The 15,141-nt window shown below is 61.4% G+C and carries 13 protein-coding genes; 7 read left to right on the top strand and 6 right to left on the bottom strand.

Features of this window, described 5'->3' with window-relative positions; translation table 11 throughout:
• Nucleotides 1–228 precede the first annotated feature (228 nt).
• The 6 genes from nodI to NMG70_RS00505 all read left to right on the top strand — a co-directional run bounded on the left by nodI (nucleotide 229) and on the right by NMG70_RS00505 (nucleotide 7,780).
• Nucleotides 229–1,143, top strand: coding sequence for a nodulation factor ABC transporter ATP-binding protein NodI (gene nodI, locus NMG70_RS00530; protein WP_008878232.1), 915 nt, complete (start codon nucleotides 229–231; stop codon nucleotides 1,141–1,143).
• Nucleotides 1,144–1,146: 3 nt separating this feature from the next.
• Complete coding sequence (locus NMG70_RS00525) at nucleotides 1,147–1,935, top strand: ABC transporter permease (protein WP_008878233.1); 789 nt, start codon at nucleotides 1,147–1,149, stop codon at nucleotides 1,933–1,935.
• Between the two features lie 274 nt (nucleotides 1,936–2,209).
• Nucleotides 2,210–2,947 carry a sulfotransferase gene (locus tag NMG70_RS00520; RefSeq protein WP_077378850.1) on the top strand — a complete coding sequence of 246 codons (738 nt, stop codon included), beginning with the start codon at nucleotides 2,210–2,212 and terminating at the stop codon, nucleotides 2,945–2,947.
• A gap of 155 nt (nucleotides 2,948–3,102) precedes the next feature.
• On the top strand, nucleotides 3,103–4,278 hold the full coding sequence (locus NMG70_RS00515) for an efflux RND transporter periplasmic adaptor subunit (protein ID WP_008878236.1): 1,176 nt from the start codon (nucleotides 3,103–3,105) through the stop codon (nucleotides 4,276–4,278).
• A gap of 80 nt (nucleotides 4,279–4,358) precedes the next feature.
• Nucleotides 4,359–7,535, top strand: a complete 3,177-nt coding sequence (locus tag NMG70_RS00510) for an efflux RND transporter permease subunit (protein WP_254022745.1) — start codon at nucleotides 4,359–4,361, stop codon at nucleotides 7,533–7,535.
• An 86-nt stretch (nucleotides 7,536–7,621) separates the two neighbouring features.
• Nucleotides 7,622–7,780 (top strand): DUF3309 family protein, encoded by a 159-nt coding sequence (locus NMG70_RS00505; RefSeq protein ID WP_077378844.1) that lies wholly within the window; start codon nucleotides 7,622–7,624, stop codon nucleotides 7,778–7,780.
• A gap of 253 nt (nucleotides 7,781–8,033) precedes the next feature.
• Here NMG70_RS00505 and NMG70_RS00495 read toward each other — a convergent pair whose 3' ends face one another.
• Entirely contained in the window at nucleotides 8,034–8,441 is a 408-nt protein-coding gene (locus NMG70_RS00495) for a transposase (RefSeq protein ID WP_254022744.1), read from the bottom strand.
• A gap of 749 nt (nucleotides 8,442–9,190) precedes the next feature.
• On the opposite strand from NMG70_RS00495, the gene NMG70_RS32580 reads away from it, so the two are divergent.
• Complete coding sequence (locus NMG70_RS32580) at nucleotides 9,191–9,322, top strand: hypothetical protein (protein ID WP_301555115.1); 132 nt, start codon at nucleotides 9,191–9,193, stop codon at nucleotides 9,320–9,322.
• Between the two features lie 61 nt (nucleotides 9,323–9,383).
• Here the strand turns inward: NMG70_RS32580 and NMG70_RS33135 are convergent, their stop codons facing one another.
• From NMG70_RS33135 to pdxR, 5 genes are all read right to left on the bottom strand, one after another.
• Entirely contained in the window at nucleotides 9,384–9,614 is a 231-nt protein-coding gene (locus NMG70_RS33135) for a hypothetical protein (protein WP_425293537.1), read from the bottom strand.
• 335 nt (nucleotides 9,615–9,949) lie between these two features.
• On the bottom strand, nucleotides 9,950–10,777 hold the full coding sequence (locus NMG70_RS00485; protein WP_254022837.1) for a TIM barrel protein: 828 nt from the start codon (nucleotides 10,775–10,777) through the stop codon (nucleotides 9,950–9,952).
• Between the two features lie 569 nt (nucleotides 10,778–11,346).
• Entirely contained in the window at nucleotides 11,347–11,967 is a 621-nt protein-coding gene (locus tag NMG70_RS00480; RefSeq protein WP_254022743.1) for an FMN-binding negative transcriptional regulator, read from the bottom strand.
• A 711-nt stretch (nucleotides 11,968–12,678) separates the two neighbouring features.
• Nucleotides 12,679–13,401, bottom strand: coding sequence for a B3/B4 domain-containing protein (locus NMG70_RS00475; protein ID WP_254022742.1), 723 nt, complete (start codon nucleotides 13,399–13,401; stop codon nucleotides 12,679–12,681).
• A gap of 185 nt (nucleotides 13,402–13,586) precedes the next feature.
• Nucleotides 13,587–15,125 (bottom strand): MocR-like pyridoxine biosynthesis transcription factor PdxR, encoded by a 1,539-nt coding sequence (gene pdxR, locus NMG70_RS00470; protein ID WP_254022836.1) that lies wholly within the window; start codon nucleotides 15,123–15,125, stop codon nucleotides 13,587–13,589.
• Nucleotides 15,126–15,141 lie beyond the last annotated feature (16 nt).

Genomic DNA, 15,141 nt, shown 5'->3' with positions numbered 1-15,141 from the left:
AATAACTTTCGTTGCCAATACGTCGAGAGCTTAGGCATGCATCAACGATCGGAACGGGAACCAGCCGAATGCGATCGTAGGCTTTCGACCCTTTTTTGCACGGGAGCGACACGCGTTTCTCCGCTGTCATTTCCCAAAGGACCAGCACAGATACGGCTGCTCTGGACCAGAACCTCGAACGTAGGCAGCCGGCCGGCCGATTGGCCTGTTTCAGCCTGAGATAGACGCATGTCCAATGTAGCAGTCGACCTTAACGACGTAACCAAGTCATTTGGCAGCAAGCTCGTTGTGAACGGGTTGTCATTCGCCGTGGGTACGGGAGAGTGCTTCGGCCTGCTGGGGCCGAACGGTGCAGGCAAGAGCACGATTGCGCGCATGCTCCTCGGCATGACCCGGCCTGACTCGGGTAAGATCACAGTGCTCGGAGTGCCGGTGCCGGCTCGAAGTCGCTTGGCCCGCAAGGGCATAGGCGTCGTTCCGCAGTTCGACAACCTGGACCTGGAATTCACGGTCCGCGAGAACCTGGTGGTGTTCGGGCGGTACTTCGGCATGAGTACACGGGAGATTCAACGGGTCGTTCCATCTCTCCTCGAGTTTGCCCGCCTTGAGAGCAAGGCGGACGCACGCGTCGGCCAGCTATCAGGCGGCATGAAGCGGCGTCTAACGTTGGCACGCGCGCTGATCAACGACCCCCAGCTCCTTATAATGGACGAGCCGACTACCGGCCTCGACCCGCACGCCCGCCACCTGATCTGGGAGCGGCTGCGTTTTCTGCTGGCGAGCGGAAAGACGATTATTTTGACTACCCACTTCATGGAAGAGGCTGAGCGGCTATGCGATCGGCTGTGTGTACTGGAGCGGGGACGCAAGATTGCCGAGGGCAGCCCTCATGCTCTGATAGACGAACATATTGGATGCAATGTGATCGAGATCTTTGGCGGGAATCCGCAGGAGCTGACTTCGCTGATTAAGCCGTACGTTCAGCGCATTGAGGTAAGCGGCGAGACACTCTTTTGCTATGCGCCCGATCCAGAGCAGGTGCGTGTCCAGCTTCGCGGGCGCGCGGGTCTGCGGATTTTAGAGCGCCCACCAAGTCTGGAGGACGTCTTCTTGCGGCTAACCGGACGCGAGATGGAGAAGTGAATGATGCGTGAAGGTCTTGCGGCGGCACTGCCCGCCAACGCGTGGAACTGGATTGCGGTGTGGCGCCGCAACTATCTGGCGTGGAAGAAGGTCGCATTTGCGTCGCTTCTCGGTACTCTTGCCGATCCGATGATTTACCTTTTCGGGCTCGGTACTGGTCTTGGACTAATGGTAGGTCGGGTTGAAGGCGCCTCGTACATTGCCTTCTTGGCAGCCGGGATGGTCGCGACAGGCGCGATGACCGCATCGACCTTCGAAACAATATACGCGGTTTTCAGTCGCATGCGCGACCTGGGCACCTGGGAAGCAATCCTGCATACACAACTTACCCTGGGCGACATCGTTCTCGGTGAATTGGCATGGGCAGCCACCAAGGCCTTTCTGGCCGGCACGGCAATTACCATTGTTGCTGCCACCCTGGGCTATGCGGCGTGGACGTCCGTCCCCTATGTGCTGCCGGTCGTCGCTCTCACCGGCTTCGCCTTTGCCAGCCTGGCAATGGTCGTCATCGCGCTCGCGCCCAGCTACCACTATTTTATATTCTATCAGACGCTCGTCATCACACCCATGCTGTTCCTGTCTGGCGCGGTCTTTCCAGTCGGCCAGCTGCCAGGCGCCTTTCAGCGCCTGGCGGCCTTCTCGCCGCTGGCGAACTCTATCGACCTGATCCGTCCGGTAATGCTTGGCCACGCGGCAGACAACGTCGGGCTGCATATCGGCGCACTTTGTATGTATGCGGTATTGCCGTTTTTCCTCTCTGCTGCGCTGTTTCGTCGACGCCTGATGCGTTGACGCTGCTGACGACGGCCCGAGAAGGAGGCCTCGATGGATCGCGAACTGGTTACCATCAGAGCTGGAGCCAAGCTGCGTGGCACAGCAACACTAAAGCGAAGCCGCCACTTAGCCATTGCCGCAAGCATCCGCCGATGTCGGCCGCGAAAAGTCTAGGAGCGGTCCGGTTGCATGAGGGCGAATCGAGTCCCCGTTCAAGACATAGCAGCCGAGCTTGTTGTGCCCTGGTCTGCCCCAAACCCTCGCGACCACTACTAGCTGGAAACACATAGCAATGACACACCGCACGCCGACACCTCAGCCTTTTGTTATCCTTGCCATGCCAAGGACTGGCACACACTATCTGGAGGAATTGCTAAATGAGCATCCGACCGTACTAAGCAACGGTGAGTTGCTCAATGAGTATGATACCAATTGGCCCGGGAAGGATCGCCTGCTACGCACCGATCGTGAGCTCCTCGAACAAGCCTATTTGCGCTATCCCACGCCAGACTACAGGAACGTGACGCATATCGGCTGCAAGATCAATGAACCCCAATTTCACGATCGCCCAGCTTTTTTTGCTGAACTGACTCGTTGGCCAGCACTCAAGGTCATCCTCGTAACCCGAAACATATTGGAATCGCTACGGTCCTTTGCACAGGCAAGGCAAAGCGGCCAGTGGCTGAAATTCAGTTCGGACGCCGCTCGGCCGCCGCGCGTCAGATTGTCAATCGCTGACTGCGAGGCTTACTTCAAAGCCGCGGACGATTTCCACGCTCGCATCGAGCACTCCTTCACGCCGAGCCACCTGCTTGTAGTCGAATACGAGAGCCTCCTTCACGAACCCGCTGCTTGCCTGGGAAAGGTTTGGGATTTCCTGGGCGCTCCGGCCATTGAGCTATCTGATCGCGCCCTCCTTCAGCGCCAGGAAACGCGAGCGCTAGACCAGACGGTGCAGAATTTTGATGAGTTGCAGCTCCACTTCGCGGATGGACCTTACGCCCGCTTCTTTGACGTCGGTGGTCTCTGACTGGCGCCGTTCTCGGTTCACGCTCGAAGCCAAACTTCTGTGCCATCTGATCGTGGTCGCGCAACTGCTGCTTCACCTAGGCTGGCTTCTCCTCTCCGGCATCAACGAGGACCGCTTCCCTCATACAGAGGTGAACCCGCAGTGGAAAAATGACGATGCCTAAAATCAGGTTTCACAAGCTTGCAGCCATTGTTGTGCTTATTGGTTTCGCGGCGTGGATGGTGACAGGCGAATTCTCATCGGTCGGCAGCGTAGCGGCCAACAAGGCCAAGGCAGCCGAAGTCGAGCAGGGCAAGGCGCCGGACGCGAGCAAGCCGAAGACGGCGCAAGCCGAACCGAAGGCGCCGCTGCGCACGGTCGCGGTGGTGACGCCGCCGCGCAAGACCTATGCGCGCGCCATCCGCATTTCCGGGCTGACCGAGGCCGACAAACGCGCGGTGCTGGCAACCCGGGTCGCCGGCGTCATCGACAGGCTGCCGGTCAGCCAAGGCCAGCACGTCAAGACCGGTGACCTCGTGCTGATGCTTGCCGCCGAAGAAAAGATCTCGATGGTCGACAACGCCAAGCAGCTCGTGGCGCAGCGCACGGCCGAGCTCGATGCCGCCGAGCGGCTCGCCAAGACCGGCAATCTGCCCAAGCTGCAGCTCGACACCGCCCGCTCCAATCTGACCCAGGCGCAATCTCAGCTGGATACCGCGCAGGCCGAACTCGACCGCAACGAAGTCAAGGCGCCGTTCGACGGCGTCATCGACCGGGTGCCGGTGGAACTCGGCAGCTCCGTCATGCAGGGCGGCGAGGTGGCGACCATCATCAAGCTCGATCCGGTGATCGCGCGCGGCGAGATCAGCGAGCGCGACCTCGGCTATCTCAAGATCGGTGACAAGGCCAATGTCCGGCTGGTCAGCGGCCAGACCGTGAAAGGCACCGTGCGCTACATCAGCCGCGACGCGTCGTCGGCGACCCGCACCTTCCGTGTCGAGGTCGCGATCCCCAATGCCGATGGCTCCGTGCCGGCCGGCATGACGGCGGAAATCCAGCTCAGCGCGCTGCCGACCGACGCGGTGCTGCTGCCGCGTTCGGTGGTGACGCTCGGCGACAAGGGCGACCTCGGCATCCGCGCCGTCGGCAAGGACAACAAGGTGGCGTTCTTCCCGATCGACCTCGTCGACGACACGCCGACCGGCCTCGTGCTCGGCGGCATACCGGCCGATGCGCGCATCATCGTCGCAGGCCAGGAACTGGTGAAGGAAGGCGATGAGGTCAAGCCGGTCGAGGCCGACCAGGCGACCATCAACAAGCTGATCGGCGAGGCCACGGCCGGGACGCAGTAGCGCAGGCGTGCCGGCGCCGGGCCTCGCCCGGCGACGTCAGTCCGTTCGCCACTCCCCGACAAGCACAGCAGGCATAAGTCATGGATATCGTCAGACTCGCAATCAACAATGCCCGCCTGACCATCTCGGTCCTGGTTTTCCTGCTGATTGCAGGCTGGGTCGCCTATCAGTCGACGCCGAAGGAAGCCGAACCCGACGTTCCGATCCCGATGATGTATGTCAGCCTGATCTATCAAGGCATTTCGCCGGAGGATTCCGAGCGCCTTCTGCTGCGGCCGATGGAAAGCAAGCTGAAAAGCCTGAAGGGCCTCAAGGAAATGCGCTCGGCCGCCTTCCAGGGCGGCGGCTATGTGCTGGTCGAGTTCCAGCCGCAGACGAACCTGGCGACGGCGCTGCAGGATACGCGCTCCAAGGTGCAGGACGGCAAGGCCGACCTGCCGCAGGCGGCCGAGGAGCCCGTCGTCACCGAGGTCAACATTTCCGAATTCCCGGTGCTGGTCGTCACCTTGTCCGGCGAATTGCCCGAACGCGTGCTGGCCGCCGCGGCGCGCGAACTGCGAGACCGCATCGAGGAAGTGCCCGGCGTCCTCGAAGGCTCGCTGCAGGGCTCCCGCGACGATCTCGTCGAGGTCGTCATCGATCCGATGAAACTGTCTTCCTATGGCTTGCAGCTCGACCAGCTGATCGGCGCCGTCGGCGCTTCCAACAGCCTGGTCGCCGCCGGCAACATCGAGGGGTCGCAGGGCAAATACGCCGTCAAGGTGCCGTCATTGATCGAGACGCCGGAGGATGTCGCGGCGCTGCCGGTGGTCGCCGGCCCCAATGCCGTGGTGCAGGCCAAGGACATCGCGACGATCCGCTCGACTTTCAAGGATGCCGAGACGGTGACGCGCCTCAACGGGAAGCCGGCCATCGCCATCGAGGTCAAGAAGCGCATCGGCGCCAATCTGATCGACACGCTCACCAAGGTGAGGGAAGTGTCCGATACCTTCGTCAAGACCATGCCCGAGGGGATGCACGTCACCTACACGCAGGACAAGTCGGTCTTCGTCAACCAGCTGCTCGGCGATCTGCAGAACCACGTGATGATCGCGGTGATCCTGGTGTTCATCGTCATCCTCTACGCGCTGTCCGGCCGCGCCTCGCTGCTCATTGGCCTCGCCATTCCGTCCTCCTTCCTGATCGGCATCCTGCTGCTCGCCATGATGGGTTACACGATCAACATGATCGTGCTGTTCAGCCTCATTCTGGCGGTCGGCATGCTGGTCGACGACGCCATCATCGTCACCGAGTTCGCCGAACGGCGGATGAGCGAGGGCATGCCTAAGCAGGAAGCCTTCGCGCTTGCCGCCAAGCGCATGGCCGGTCCGGTCATCGCGGCGACGATGACGCGTATAGCCGCCTTCTCGCCGCTGCTGTTCTGGCCGGGCATCATCGGCGACTTCATGAAATACATGCCGATCACGCTGATCGTCACGCTTTCGGCCTCGATGCTCTACGCGCTGGTGTTCGCACCGACGCTGGGAGCAATCTTCGCCAAGGCGCCGCAGCATCATGAGGACGGCAATCGCGACGGCTGGTACATGGCTGTCGTCAAGCAAGCGGTGCGTTTCCCCATCACCGTGATTGTGCTGACCGTCGTCTTGCTGGCCGCCATCTTCGTCGGCTATTCGAAGTACGGCGCCGGCGTCGAGTTCTTCCCGAGTGTCGAACCCGACTATGGCCTGCTCTATGTGCATGCCCGCGGCAACCTTTCCGTGGCCGAAATGGACACGGCGACAAAGATCGCCGAAAACCGGCTGCTTGGCTGGCCGGGCGTGAAGTCGGTCTATACACGCGTCGGCAAGTCCGAGGGCGGCGGCCAGGATGTGCCTGAAGACGTCGTCGGCGTCATCAACTATGAGTTCATCGACTGGCGCGAGCGCAAATCCGCGAACGATATCCTGAACGATCTGCGCGGCGTCATGGCGGGCATTCCCGGCGTCGAAGTCGAGGTCCGCGTTCCGGAAGCGGGCCCGCCGACCGGCAAGCCGATCCAGATCAGGCTTTCGGCCGTCGACCCCAAGGGATTGGACGAGAAGGCGCGTGCGGTGGCGGCGCGCATCGCCAAGGTGCCCGGCGTCATCGACATTTCCGACGGCTTGCCGCCGCCCGGCGTCGACTGGGCGCTCGAGGTCGACCGGGCCAAGGCTGCCCAGTACGGCATCAGCCCGACCTCGGTCGGCACCGTGGTGCAGCTTGTCACCAACGGTTTGAAGCTCTCAGAATACAGGCCTGCCGGCGCCGACAAGGCGGTCGACATCCGGCTGCGCTTGCCGGAGGACCGGCGCACGCTGTCGACGCTCGACGAGCTTAGGGTGCAAACCTCGCAAGGCTCGGTGCCGATCTCGAACTTCGTCGTGCGCAAGCCCGAACCGACGGTCGGCATCCTCAACCGCATCGACGGCGCGCGTACCGTGGTCGTCCAGGCCAACGTTGCCGCCGGCGAACAAGTCGCTTCTGTCCAGCAGCAGGTCACCCGGGCCGTCACCGACATGGATCTCGGCAGCGGCATACGCTGGAAGCTGGCCGGCTCGAACGAGGACAGCGCCGAAGCCAGCGCCTTCCTCAGCAAGGCCTTCGGGGCGGCGATCTTCCTGATCTTCCTGGTGCTGTTAGCGCAGTTCAACAAGTTCACCAGCGTCTGGCTGGTGCTGTCCTGCGTGGTCATGGCGACGGTCGGCGTGTTCCTCGGGCTGCTGATGACAGGCGAGACGTTCGGCATCGTCATGTCAGGCATCGGCGTCATCGCGCTTGCCGGCGTGGTGGTGAACAACAACATCGTGCTGATCGACACCTATGACCGGCTGCGCGAAGAGGGTTGGGACAAGATGGACGCCGTGCTGCAGACCTGCCGCGAGCGTGCGCGCCCGGTGGTGCTGACGGCAGTGTCGGCCATCCTTGGCGTGCTGCCGATCGCCTTCGGCCTTGGGCTGGAAATTTTCCATCATGAGACGACGATCAATGCGCCGTCGACGCAATGGTGGATTTCGCTGTCCTCGGCGATCGTCTTCGGCCTGTCGTTCGCTACGGTGCTGACGCTGGTGGTGACGCCGTCGATGCTGATGGTGTTCACTCGTGCCAAGGTCAAGCCGGGCGCACGGCGCGGCTTGATCAGCCGGTTGTTCCGCCGCGGTAAGGGCGAGATTTCGTCGGACACGCCGACAGCGGACACCGGCACCGAGCCGGCAATCGCCTTCCCGAAAGCCGCCGAATAGACAGGTTTGTCGTTTCGACCGGCAAAGGCCGCCTGGTCCCCGGCAATGCGAGGGCATTGCCCTGAAGCAAATGCCGGGAATGTCTCATGCCGATCAGCACCATTATCATCATCATCTTGATCCTTGTCCTCATCGGCGCGGTGCCGGCCTGGCCGCATTCGCGCTCCTGGGGCTACGGACCTTCAGGCATTGTCGGTGTGGTGCTGGTGGTGGTTCTGCTGTTGCTGCTGATGGGGCGGCTCTAAGCTTAGGCGTCCCTTTTCGACGTTGCGTTCAGGCGGCTTTGGAAACGCCGTTCACTGTTGCGATGCCGATATCTTTCAGAGCCTCGGCGACAGCCTGATCGAGCGGCGTATGCGGGATTTCGCCGATGATGCCTTCCAGCCGCGTCGAGACCAGCTGGTGCGGTTCGAAGCGCAGATAGGACGCGTAAACTATGAGCTCTCGGATAGCGCGTCGGACAAGAATTCTGGCGCTCCGATCTGCGATTCAGGGTTACTAAAGCCCGAGCTTCCTCTTCAGTTCCGCGTTCTCCTTGCGCAGGCGTTCCGCGAGCAGGCTCTTCAGTCGCTTGTTTTCTTCCTCAAGCGCGACGAGGTCCTTCAGATCGTCACCAACCGGCGCAGGCGGCGAAGCTTTCTTCCATTGATAGTAGGTCTGTTCCGAGATGCCGGCCTGCTTTACGGCGCTCTTGTGGGTGTCGCCGCCACTGATAGACTTTTGGATCAGGGCGAGCATCTGCGCGCGCTCCTTTTCAGAGTAGGTCTTACGTCCGGCCCGGACGGTCGCTGCTGGTGCTTCCTTCGCCTCGGACGCCGCGCTAGGGGCATTCTTCCGAGCAGCCGGCCTGGGCTCAGCCTTCGCCTTCGGCGACCGTTTGGCCTTCTTCTTTTCAAGCGTCTCCAATTTGGCTGCCGTTGCGTTGCAGTTGTTACTGGTTCTGCGTCCAGGGGATTTGCCATGAGATGCTCCGCTCGCGGTTTGTGCATGTGTTCAGCATCAAGCGCTACGACGCTTGAGTCAACAAGGCGACGATTTGGCAACTCCATCTCCTCGAGTTCCCTTCTTGTTTCGGCCGTTGCTGCGGTGAGATCGACATCGCCCCAGATCGAACGACTCCGTTTTTGAGAACTGCGCTTCTGTCTGATCTCCACCGTGAATGCCCGGGGCTGCCGCCTCATAGGTAGTTCCTTGTTGAACACGAATCGCGCAGGAAGTCGCGGCAGACGACGAGCGAAGGTCCGGCCGATTCTTCTGTAGTCGAGCTATATGCATCCGACCGCCCGAGCAAGCCCTGCTGGCGGCGCACACCCCCGAACAGACCGGGTGTGAGCCCCTAAGAGCAAGTGGCTATGCCATCTCTCGGGATCGACGAGGTGGTGGATTTCCCGCAGCATGCAAAAAACCATCTCCCGCATCTTCGATGGTACATCGATGGCAGGCATACGAACTGAAAGAAGCCGCTCAAGAGCGCGACCCAATCTGCACTGGCAGTGCTGCGGGTCGCGCCCTGGGACGGGGTGTAGCTCGACGGTGGAGAAGCCGCTCGCGAGCGCGCCCTCAACAGCGCGGTAGCGAGCGAGCGGCGTAGCGGGGGTTATCGATGTTTTTCGGTAGGGTTGGGTTGCTGACAACCTGATTCGAAGGAAGCACCGATGACCAACATGATGGACCTGCGCGGGCTCGTGAAGAAGACCCCGACGCCGATCAATGCGCGAGATGATCGGCTTTGCCGCCGAGCGGCTGATGGAGATGGAAGTGGGCGCGGCGGGATGACTTACAAATGAGAGACGCGAACCCCCAGCTCGGTGCCGAACTCCTGCGCGAACAGCTTCTGTACCATCAATTTTAGCATCCTAAAGGATGGAAGCGTCCGGCTGGAAACAAGCATCTTCTCGAGGGCGGCGTTACAATAGCTTCGGCAGCGTAGAAGGCTACCCGATCGATCTCTTTGAACTGAACCACAGCGGCTGAAAGGCAGTGTTGAATCGCCCCACTTGCGAGCTTGTTGGTGAGCTTGATCCGGTTGAGGCGCTCCTCTTCAACGGTCGCTATTACGTGTCCGTCTCGGACGAGCACCACAGCACCATCGTGCAGAAATGTACTCGCAAACTGGAACGGTTTTCATAGACTTTGTCTAAGAAACGCCAAATTGGCTCGGCGCAAGCCCGACTTAGAACGGGCTACGTTATGCTTCGCCCCTGCGATCCAATCAGACATCGTCAAACTCGAAAGTTCCGATACCCGCCGCCCTCAGCATCAGATCCAACCTTCGCCTTGCGGACCCATCGAACTGCCGCGGCCGCCCAAGGCGGTCCATGGCCAGTCTTGACAATGGTTATCCGGCAAGCACCCGCATGAGCAGGACATAGGAGCGATCTCGAACGACTTCTCCGCTCAATTGCCTACGCGCCTTAAACCGGCACTCGCGTGAGTAGCCCGTGTCGGATGAGATCGATGCTGGCGGCAAATGCGCCTGCAGAGTCATTCAACGCGTGGACTTCCTCGACGAGTTCAAGAGAAAAGGGACCCGTATAGCCGCCATCAAGTAGCGCCCGGATCTGGCTGCAATTGTCGGAACCTCCCAGGATGCGATCCGGGTGAATCCAGAAGGTTGGATCGTTTATGCCTGAAATGTGCACGAGACCGGTCAGATCGCAGAAGAAGGACGTCTCGCCGGCGAGTGTGTGGTGGAATGTATCGTGCACAAGCCGGAAGACGGACTGGCCATCAACCCAGGCTATAGCCTTAGCCGCTTCGTTCTTCGATCGAAGCGAGGAGGTCTGGAAGCCAAGGGGTTCAATGAGCCCAATCAGACCCCGCGACTGAAGTATCGGCTTGAGCGCCTTTAAGGCGACGCGGAGATTGCCTGGGCGCTCGCCATTGGCGGACCACGAACCGTCGTTCGCCGGCACCAGCATAAGCGCCTGGGCGCCACAGGCGGCCGCATAATCGGCGAGCTTGCTGGCCTCGGCCTTGCGGGCGGGAGTCCATTCGTTGAATCGCTGCAAGGCGTTGACCGAGATAATCGTGATGCCTGCTTCGGCAGCGGCAGACCGGACATCCGCCGGCGGCTTGCCGCGCACAGCAGCCTTACTGCAGGGATTATTCCGGATTTGCACGTCGGTCAGACCGAGATCGCGTGCGAGCGCGAAGAACGTCCCGACATCAAGCCCGGGCGTCGCCATGTGGTCGAGTGCAAACCGAAGTGTCGCCTGGCGCACGGAGTGGGTTTCCTTCATCAAGGCGGCCGCCACTATCGGGTGACTGGCTTCTGCCGTTTGTTGATTTACGACGCCGAACTGATCGGCATAGGAAGGCGAGCCAATCGAACTGACCCGCTCTTTATTCACACGATTGTCTCTCATTGTGAGCCGACTTTCACGCAACGGATACTACCGCGCCTCTTGAGAACATTGATCTGCCAGGCGAAATGACCGAAGATGGCTCAAGGCTATCCAGCTGCTTCCGCGGAGTAGCCAGCCCGGAGAGATGCTGCGCCGATCCGGAGCCAAACTGATGTGGCAGGCTGCTTCTTCGTAGCGGCCGATGCCCAGCGCGATCATAGCGCCTCCCCGACCTTCCCTCAGCCTCTGGATCCATCCAGGACGCGCCGCCGTGCGGCCTTGAACAAGCGCAACACGTCGGCGAGCTTGTTGAACGCAATCGGGGCGACTGCCGGCGAGACTGCGGGCGACAACATAGAGTCTCCGCGGACCAGGCGTTATGGCGAGCACGAACGCCGCAGCAAGGTCTAGGGCGACTTGGGTTAAATCTGGCATGGTGGTCGATACCGACGAAGTTTATGTTGCTATGGGATGAGAGAGGCGACCTCACGGTCAGATGCCCGCTCGCTAGCCGCGAGGCCCGCAGCCACTCCGGCGCGGTCGGCCGCGCTCCGATTCTGGCTCATCTTGCGCTTGCCCTCGATCCTCGTGATCGGCATGCGCAGGCCCACAATTCCGCGGAGTTGCGCCTGCACGAAATCCGGCGGCGCGTCCGACACAGCCCAAGGCGAGACGCGCCCACCCTCGTGGTGGTCGGTCAGGCGATGCACGGCGTCCAGCAGCCTGCCCGTATCCTCGAAGAACTCGACCGGGCCATAGGCGTGGACGGCGACGTAATTCCAGGTCGGCACAACCTTCCCGGTTTCCTGTTTGGCCGCATACCATGCCGGGGTGACGTAAGCATCCGGTCCCATGAAGATCGCCATGCCATCGCACAGCGGCGGAACACGGCACTGCGGATTGGCCTTCGCGAGGTGGCCGTAGATCACGCCGTGCTCGCCCTCGCTTTCATCTAGCAAGAGGGGCAGTGGCGAGGCGAAGAGTCCTTCGGCCGTGGCGGTGACGAAGTTCGCCAGCGGCGCTGCGCGGATGCTCGCTCGCAGGAAATCGATATCATCATCTCGGAAGGCCGGAGGGGTGTACATCGGGGGAACTCCGTGTGTGCGTTGCAGCTCAGATACTGGCAATCTGGCCCTCTGGAAACAGCCAGTTCGTTGCAATTGAAGCCGTCCAGTTGGTGAAGTGGCATGGCAGCTGGGTATCGGGCCAACGATTTGGCGGTCCAACAGTGGGGACTCTGCGGCTTCTGCACGCCCCCGGCATCTCTTAGCTTGCTCAACCGTCCGTGGCTCCGCCGTCGCCAGGTAGCGCTACAGATCGAGCTGCCGGCGATAAAGATAGATCAGGGGCAGCCTTTCTGGCGGCGGCCCTGATGGGGTGCTGTTGAAGATACCGTACGCGGGGGATGGCGCATCTCGTGCGGCTCGTTCAAGGGAAGGAGGAGCGGCCAGTGCATGTGATGCCATGCTGTCGGCCGCCGGCTTAGCCGACTGCGCTGCTGATAGAATGGCGGGCGGCAGCAGGGCGTCGCCGCGGCGGCTGGCTTCCCGGGGCAGCACGCGATTACCCGACGCTGCAGGTTCATCGGATCGTCGCCGAGACTGCAAAAGCGCCAACGCCGTCAAGCGGCACGGCCGGCACACGCGGCGTCACAGCTTCGCCACGGAGAGCTCGCCCCACGGGGTGAGCGGGCGGCGACTCGATCGAGATCGCTGCCCGGCCTGCCTATCAGGGCCGCAAAGGAACGCAGAGTCGGGTTGCGAGTGAACGATGATACATCGGGGCGGGCAGGTTCCTCAACCGGCCCGCCTGTCGAGACTGGCAGCGGAGCCTTTAGCTGTGGTGATTTCCTGCTTGTAGACCTTACACCCTGGTGCCAGCTCTTTCAGACCGCTCACGAGCATCTTTGCCGCCTGCTCCAGCGCCTCTTCCGGCATCGCTGCCAAGCTTTCCAAAATAAACCACATGCGGCCGCCCACCGTCTCCAACCGGGCGCGCGTGCCCTGCCGCCAATTCCAGCGACGACATGTAGCTCCCAGATCGTCGCGCCAGATGACCTCCCCCTTGGAAGGGCTTTCGATGACCGCTTCCCCATTCAAAACAGTGTGGAAGGACTCCGTTCCTACGGCAATCGTCAGCCGCGGTTTGCCGACATATGCATCGAAATTTTCGCCGCCAATCGGTATTGCGAAACGCAGGCTCACTGCATTGTAGAGGTCGACGACAGGATTTATTGGTGGGATTCGGCCATCCTTCTCCACCCGCTTTTTCAATGCCTGCGCCGAGCATGGCGTCCGGTTTGGTTTCGCGCCGAACCGGACGTATGCCTCGGCCCAATTGGCCAAGTGCGCTTCTCCCCAGGCGGGTCCCCCCGCTCGGGCGAAATCGCAAGCCTCTCCCAACACGTCCCGAGCCATGACGCCTCGCGCACTGTCCTGTGCATCAACAAGAATGCTGATTGCGCGAAAGTCAGGTGCGATCTCTGCTATTTCTTCGTCGATCAGCGGAAAATCCAACAACGCTTTCTCCTTTAAGCAGGCCGCGACCGCGCCTTGCTTCCACCGGATTTGAGAGTCTCCTCAAGAATTCCCTTCCCCAGGTCCCAGGGTTCAGAGTCCTGCCCGGGACCCGGACTGGCCGACAGAGCCAGTCCTGGCAAGTCTTGCTGATCCAGTCTGCGATCAATGCCGGCGCGACTCTGGGGTCACGAGCCAGGTCCGCTCGCTGTCAGGGCGGGTATTGAGCATCTTGCCGGATCCTCGGCAAAACTCTTTACCCGTTGGACAGCGCCAGTAAGGAGCCGAACGCCATTCTCGATCTGCCGAATGGTCAGGGCGGAATAGCCCATCACCAGTCCAATCCGGTCAGCGCGGCCTTCATCTCGGATGTACAGCGATGAGATCGGATGGATGCCAACCCCGACCTGCCGCGCCTCTTCAACCAGGACGTCCTCCAGCGACCGGGAAAGATCCTTGAACCAGACGACGACATGCAGCCCTGCATCGGCCCCCTCGATGGCGATGCTGTCTGCGAACGCGCGTCGAAGGACGGCAAGCAGTGCCTCTCGCCGCTCGCCGTTAAGACGGCGGACGCGGCGCACATGGCTTTCATATGCACCGCTCTCGATGAGTGAGGCCAGCGCCTCCTGTTCCGCAACCGGAGAATGCCTGTCCAGAAGCTGCTTGGCCATCGCAAAGACGTCTTGCAACTCGGCCGGAACCACCAGGTAGCCGATGCGCAGCATCGGCGACAGTGTCTTGGAGATCGTGCCAACATAGATTACGGAACTGCGGTCTTCCAGCTTATGCAGCGGGGCCACCGGTCGAATGTCGTACCGGTACTCGCCATCGTAATCGTCCTCGATAATATAGGCGTCATTGCGCCGAGCCCATTCGAGGAGCTGATACCGCCGCGAAATTGACAAGACGCCGCCGAGCGGGAATTGGTGCGACGGGGTGACATAGGCCAGCCGCGCTGGGATCTCCTGCAGCAGCTCGGTCTTCATGCCCTCGTTGTCGACGGCGACAGCGACGGGCGTGGCTCCTGTGCTGGCAAAGACTTGGCGCGCCATTCTATAGCAGGGGTCCTCGATCACGAAGCTGTCAGAAGGGTCGAGCAGCAGTCGCGCGCACATGTCGAGGCACTGCTGTGATCCGCTGACGACGAGGATCTGCTCGACCTGGCAGCTAAGGGTTCGGGCACGCCACAAATATCCCTGCAGCGCCTGGCGCAAGCGATGCGAGCCGCGTGGATCGTGGTAGGCCAGCCTTCCGGGGCTTTGTGACATCGCCACGTTCATCGCGCGCTTCCACGTCAGCGCCGGGAAATCAGATGGCGCGAGGTCGCCATAACGGAAATCGACCTTGAAGCGGTTGGGGAGGTAATCGCGCCCTGGCGGATTGGCGCGCAGTCGCTCGCCGTAAGAGGAAAGGTGGATCGGGCCAGTCCGTTTCGGGACCGCGCTGGTCGCTTTACTCCGGACTAGCGAGGATGAAACGCGAGGTCTTGCGCCTTGAATGACCTCGATGAAACCCTCGGCGACCAGCTGGTCATATGCCACGGTGACCGTGGTTCGCGACACACCGAGTTCATTTGCGAGGCCGCGGGACGACGGCAGCTGGCTGCCCGTTTCATAGATCCCGCCCAGGATCTGCTCGCGAAGAGCTTCGCAGATCTGGCGCGCGCCCGGGCCTTGCGAGCGAACCGTCGACGCGGCAGGAGAAGGCTGGACCATTTCTTTCATCGCCAACTGGACGTTC

The organism is Mesorhizobium ventifaucium (assembly GCF_935822925.1).
Lineage (GTDB): Bacteria > Pseudomonadota > Alphaproteobacteria > Rhizobiales > Rhizobiaceae > Mesorhizobium > Mesorhizobium ventifaucium.
Note: the sequence above shows the minus strand (reverse complement) of the source record. Positions and strands in the feature narration are given on the sequence as shown.

Excerpts from the sequence above, each read along its gene's own strand:
- nodI (WP_008878232.1), top strand. The coding sequence starts at position 229 with ATGTCCAATGTAGCAGTCGACCTTAACGACGTAACCAAGTCATTTGGC.
- NMG70_RS00525 (WP_008878233.1), top strand. The coding sequence starts at position 1,147 with ATGCGTGAAGGTCTTGCGGCGGCACTGCCCGCCAACGCGTGGAACTGG.
- NMG70_RS00520 (WP_077378850.1), top strand. The coding sequence starts at position 2,210 with ATGACACACCGCACGCCGACACCTCAGCCTTTTGTTATCCTTGCCATG.
- NMG70_RS00515 (WP_008878236.1), top strand. The coding sequence starts at position 3,103 with ATGCCTAAAATCAGGTTTCACAAGCTTGCAGCCATTGTTGTGCTTATT.
- NMG70_RS00510 (WP_254022745.1), top strand. The coding sequence starts at position 4,359 with ATGGATATCGTCAGACTCGCAATCAACAATGCCCGCCTGACCATCTCG.
- NMG70_RS00505 (WP_077378844.1), top strand. The coding sequence starts at position 7,622 with ATGCCGATCAGCACCATTATCATCATCATCTTGATCCTTGTCCTCATC.
- NMG70_RS32580 (WP_301555115.1), top strand. The coding sequence starts at position 9,191 with ATGACCAACATGATGGACCTGCGCGGGCTCGTGAAGAAGACCCCGACG.
- NMG70_RS00485 (WP_254022837.1), bottom strand. The coding sequence starts at position 10,777 with ATGAAGGAAACCCACTCCGTGCGCCAGGCGACACTTCGGTTTGCACTC.
- NMG70_RS00480 (WP_254022743.1), bottom strand. The coding sequence starts at position 11,967 with ATGTACACCCCTCCGGCCTTCCGAGATGATGATATCGATTTCCTGCGA.
- pdxR (WP_254022836.1), bottom strand. The coding sequence starts at position 15,125 with ATGAAAGAAATGGTCCAGCCTTCTCCTGCCGCGTCGACGGTTCGCTCG.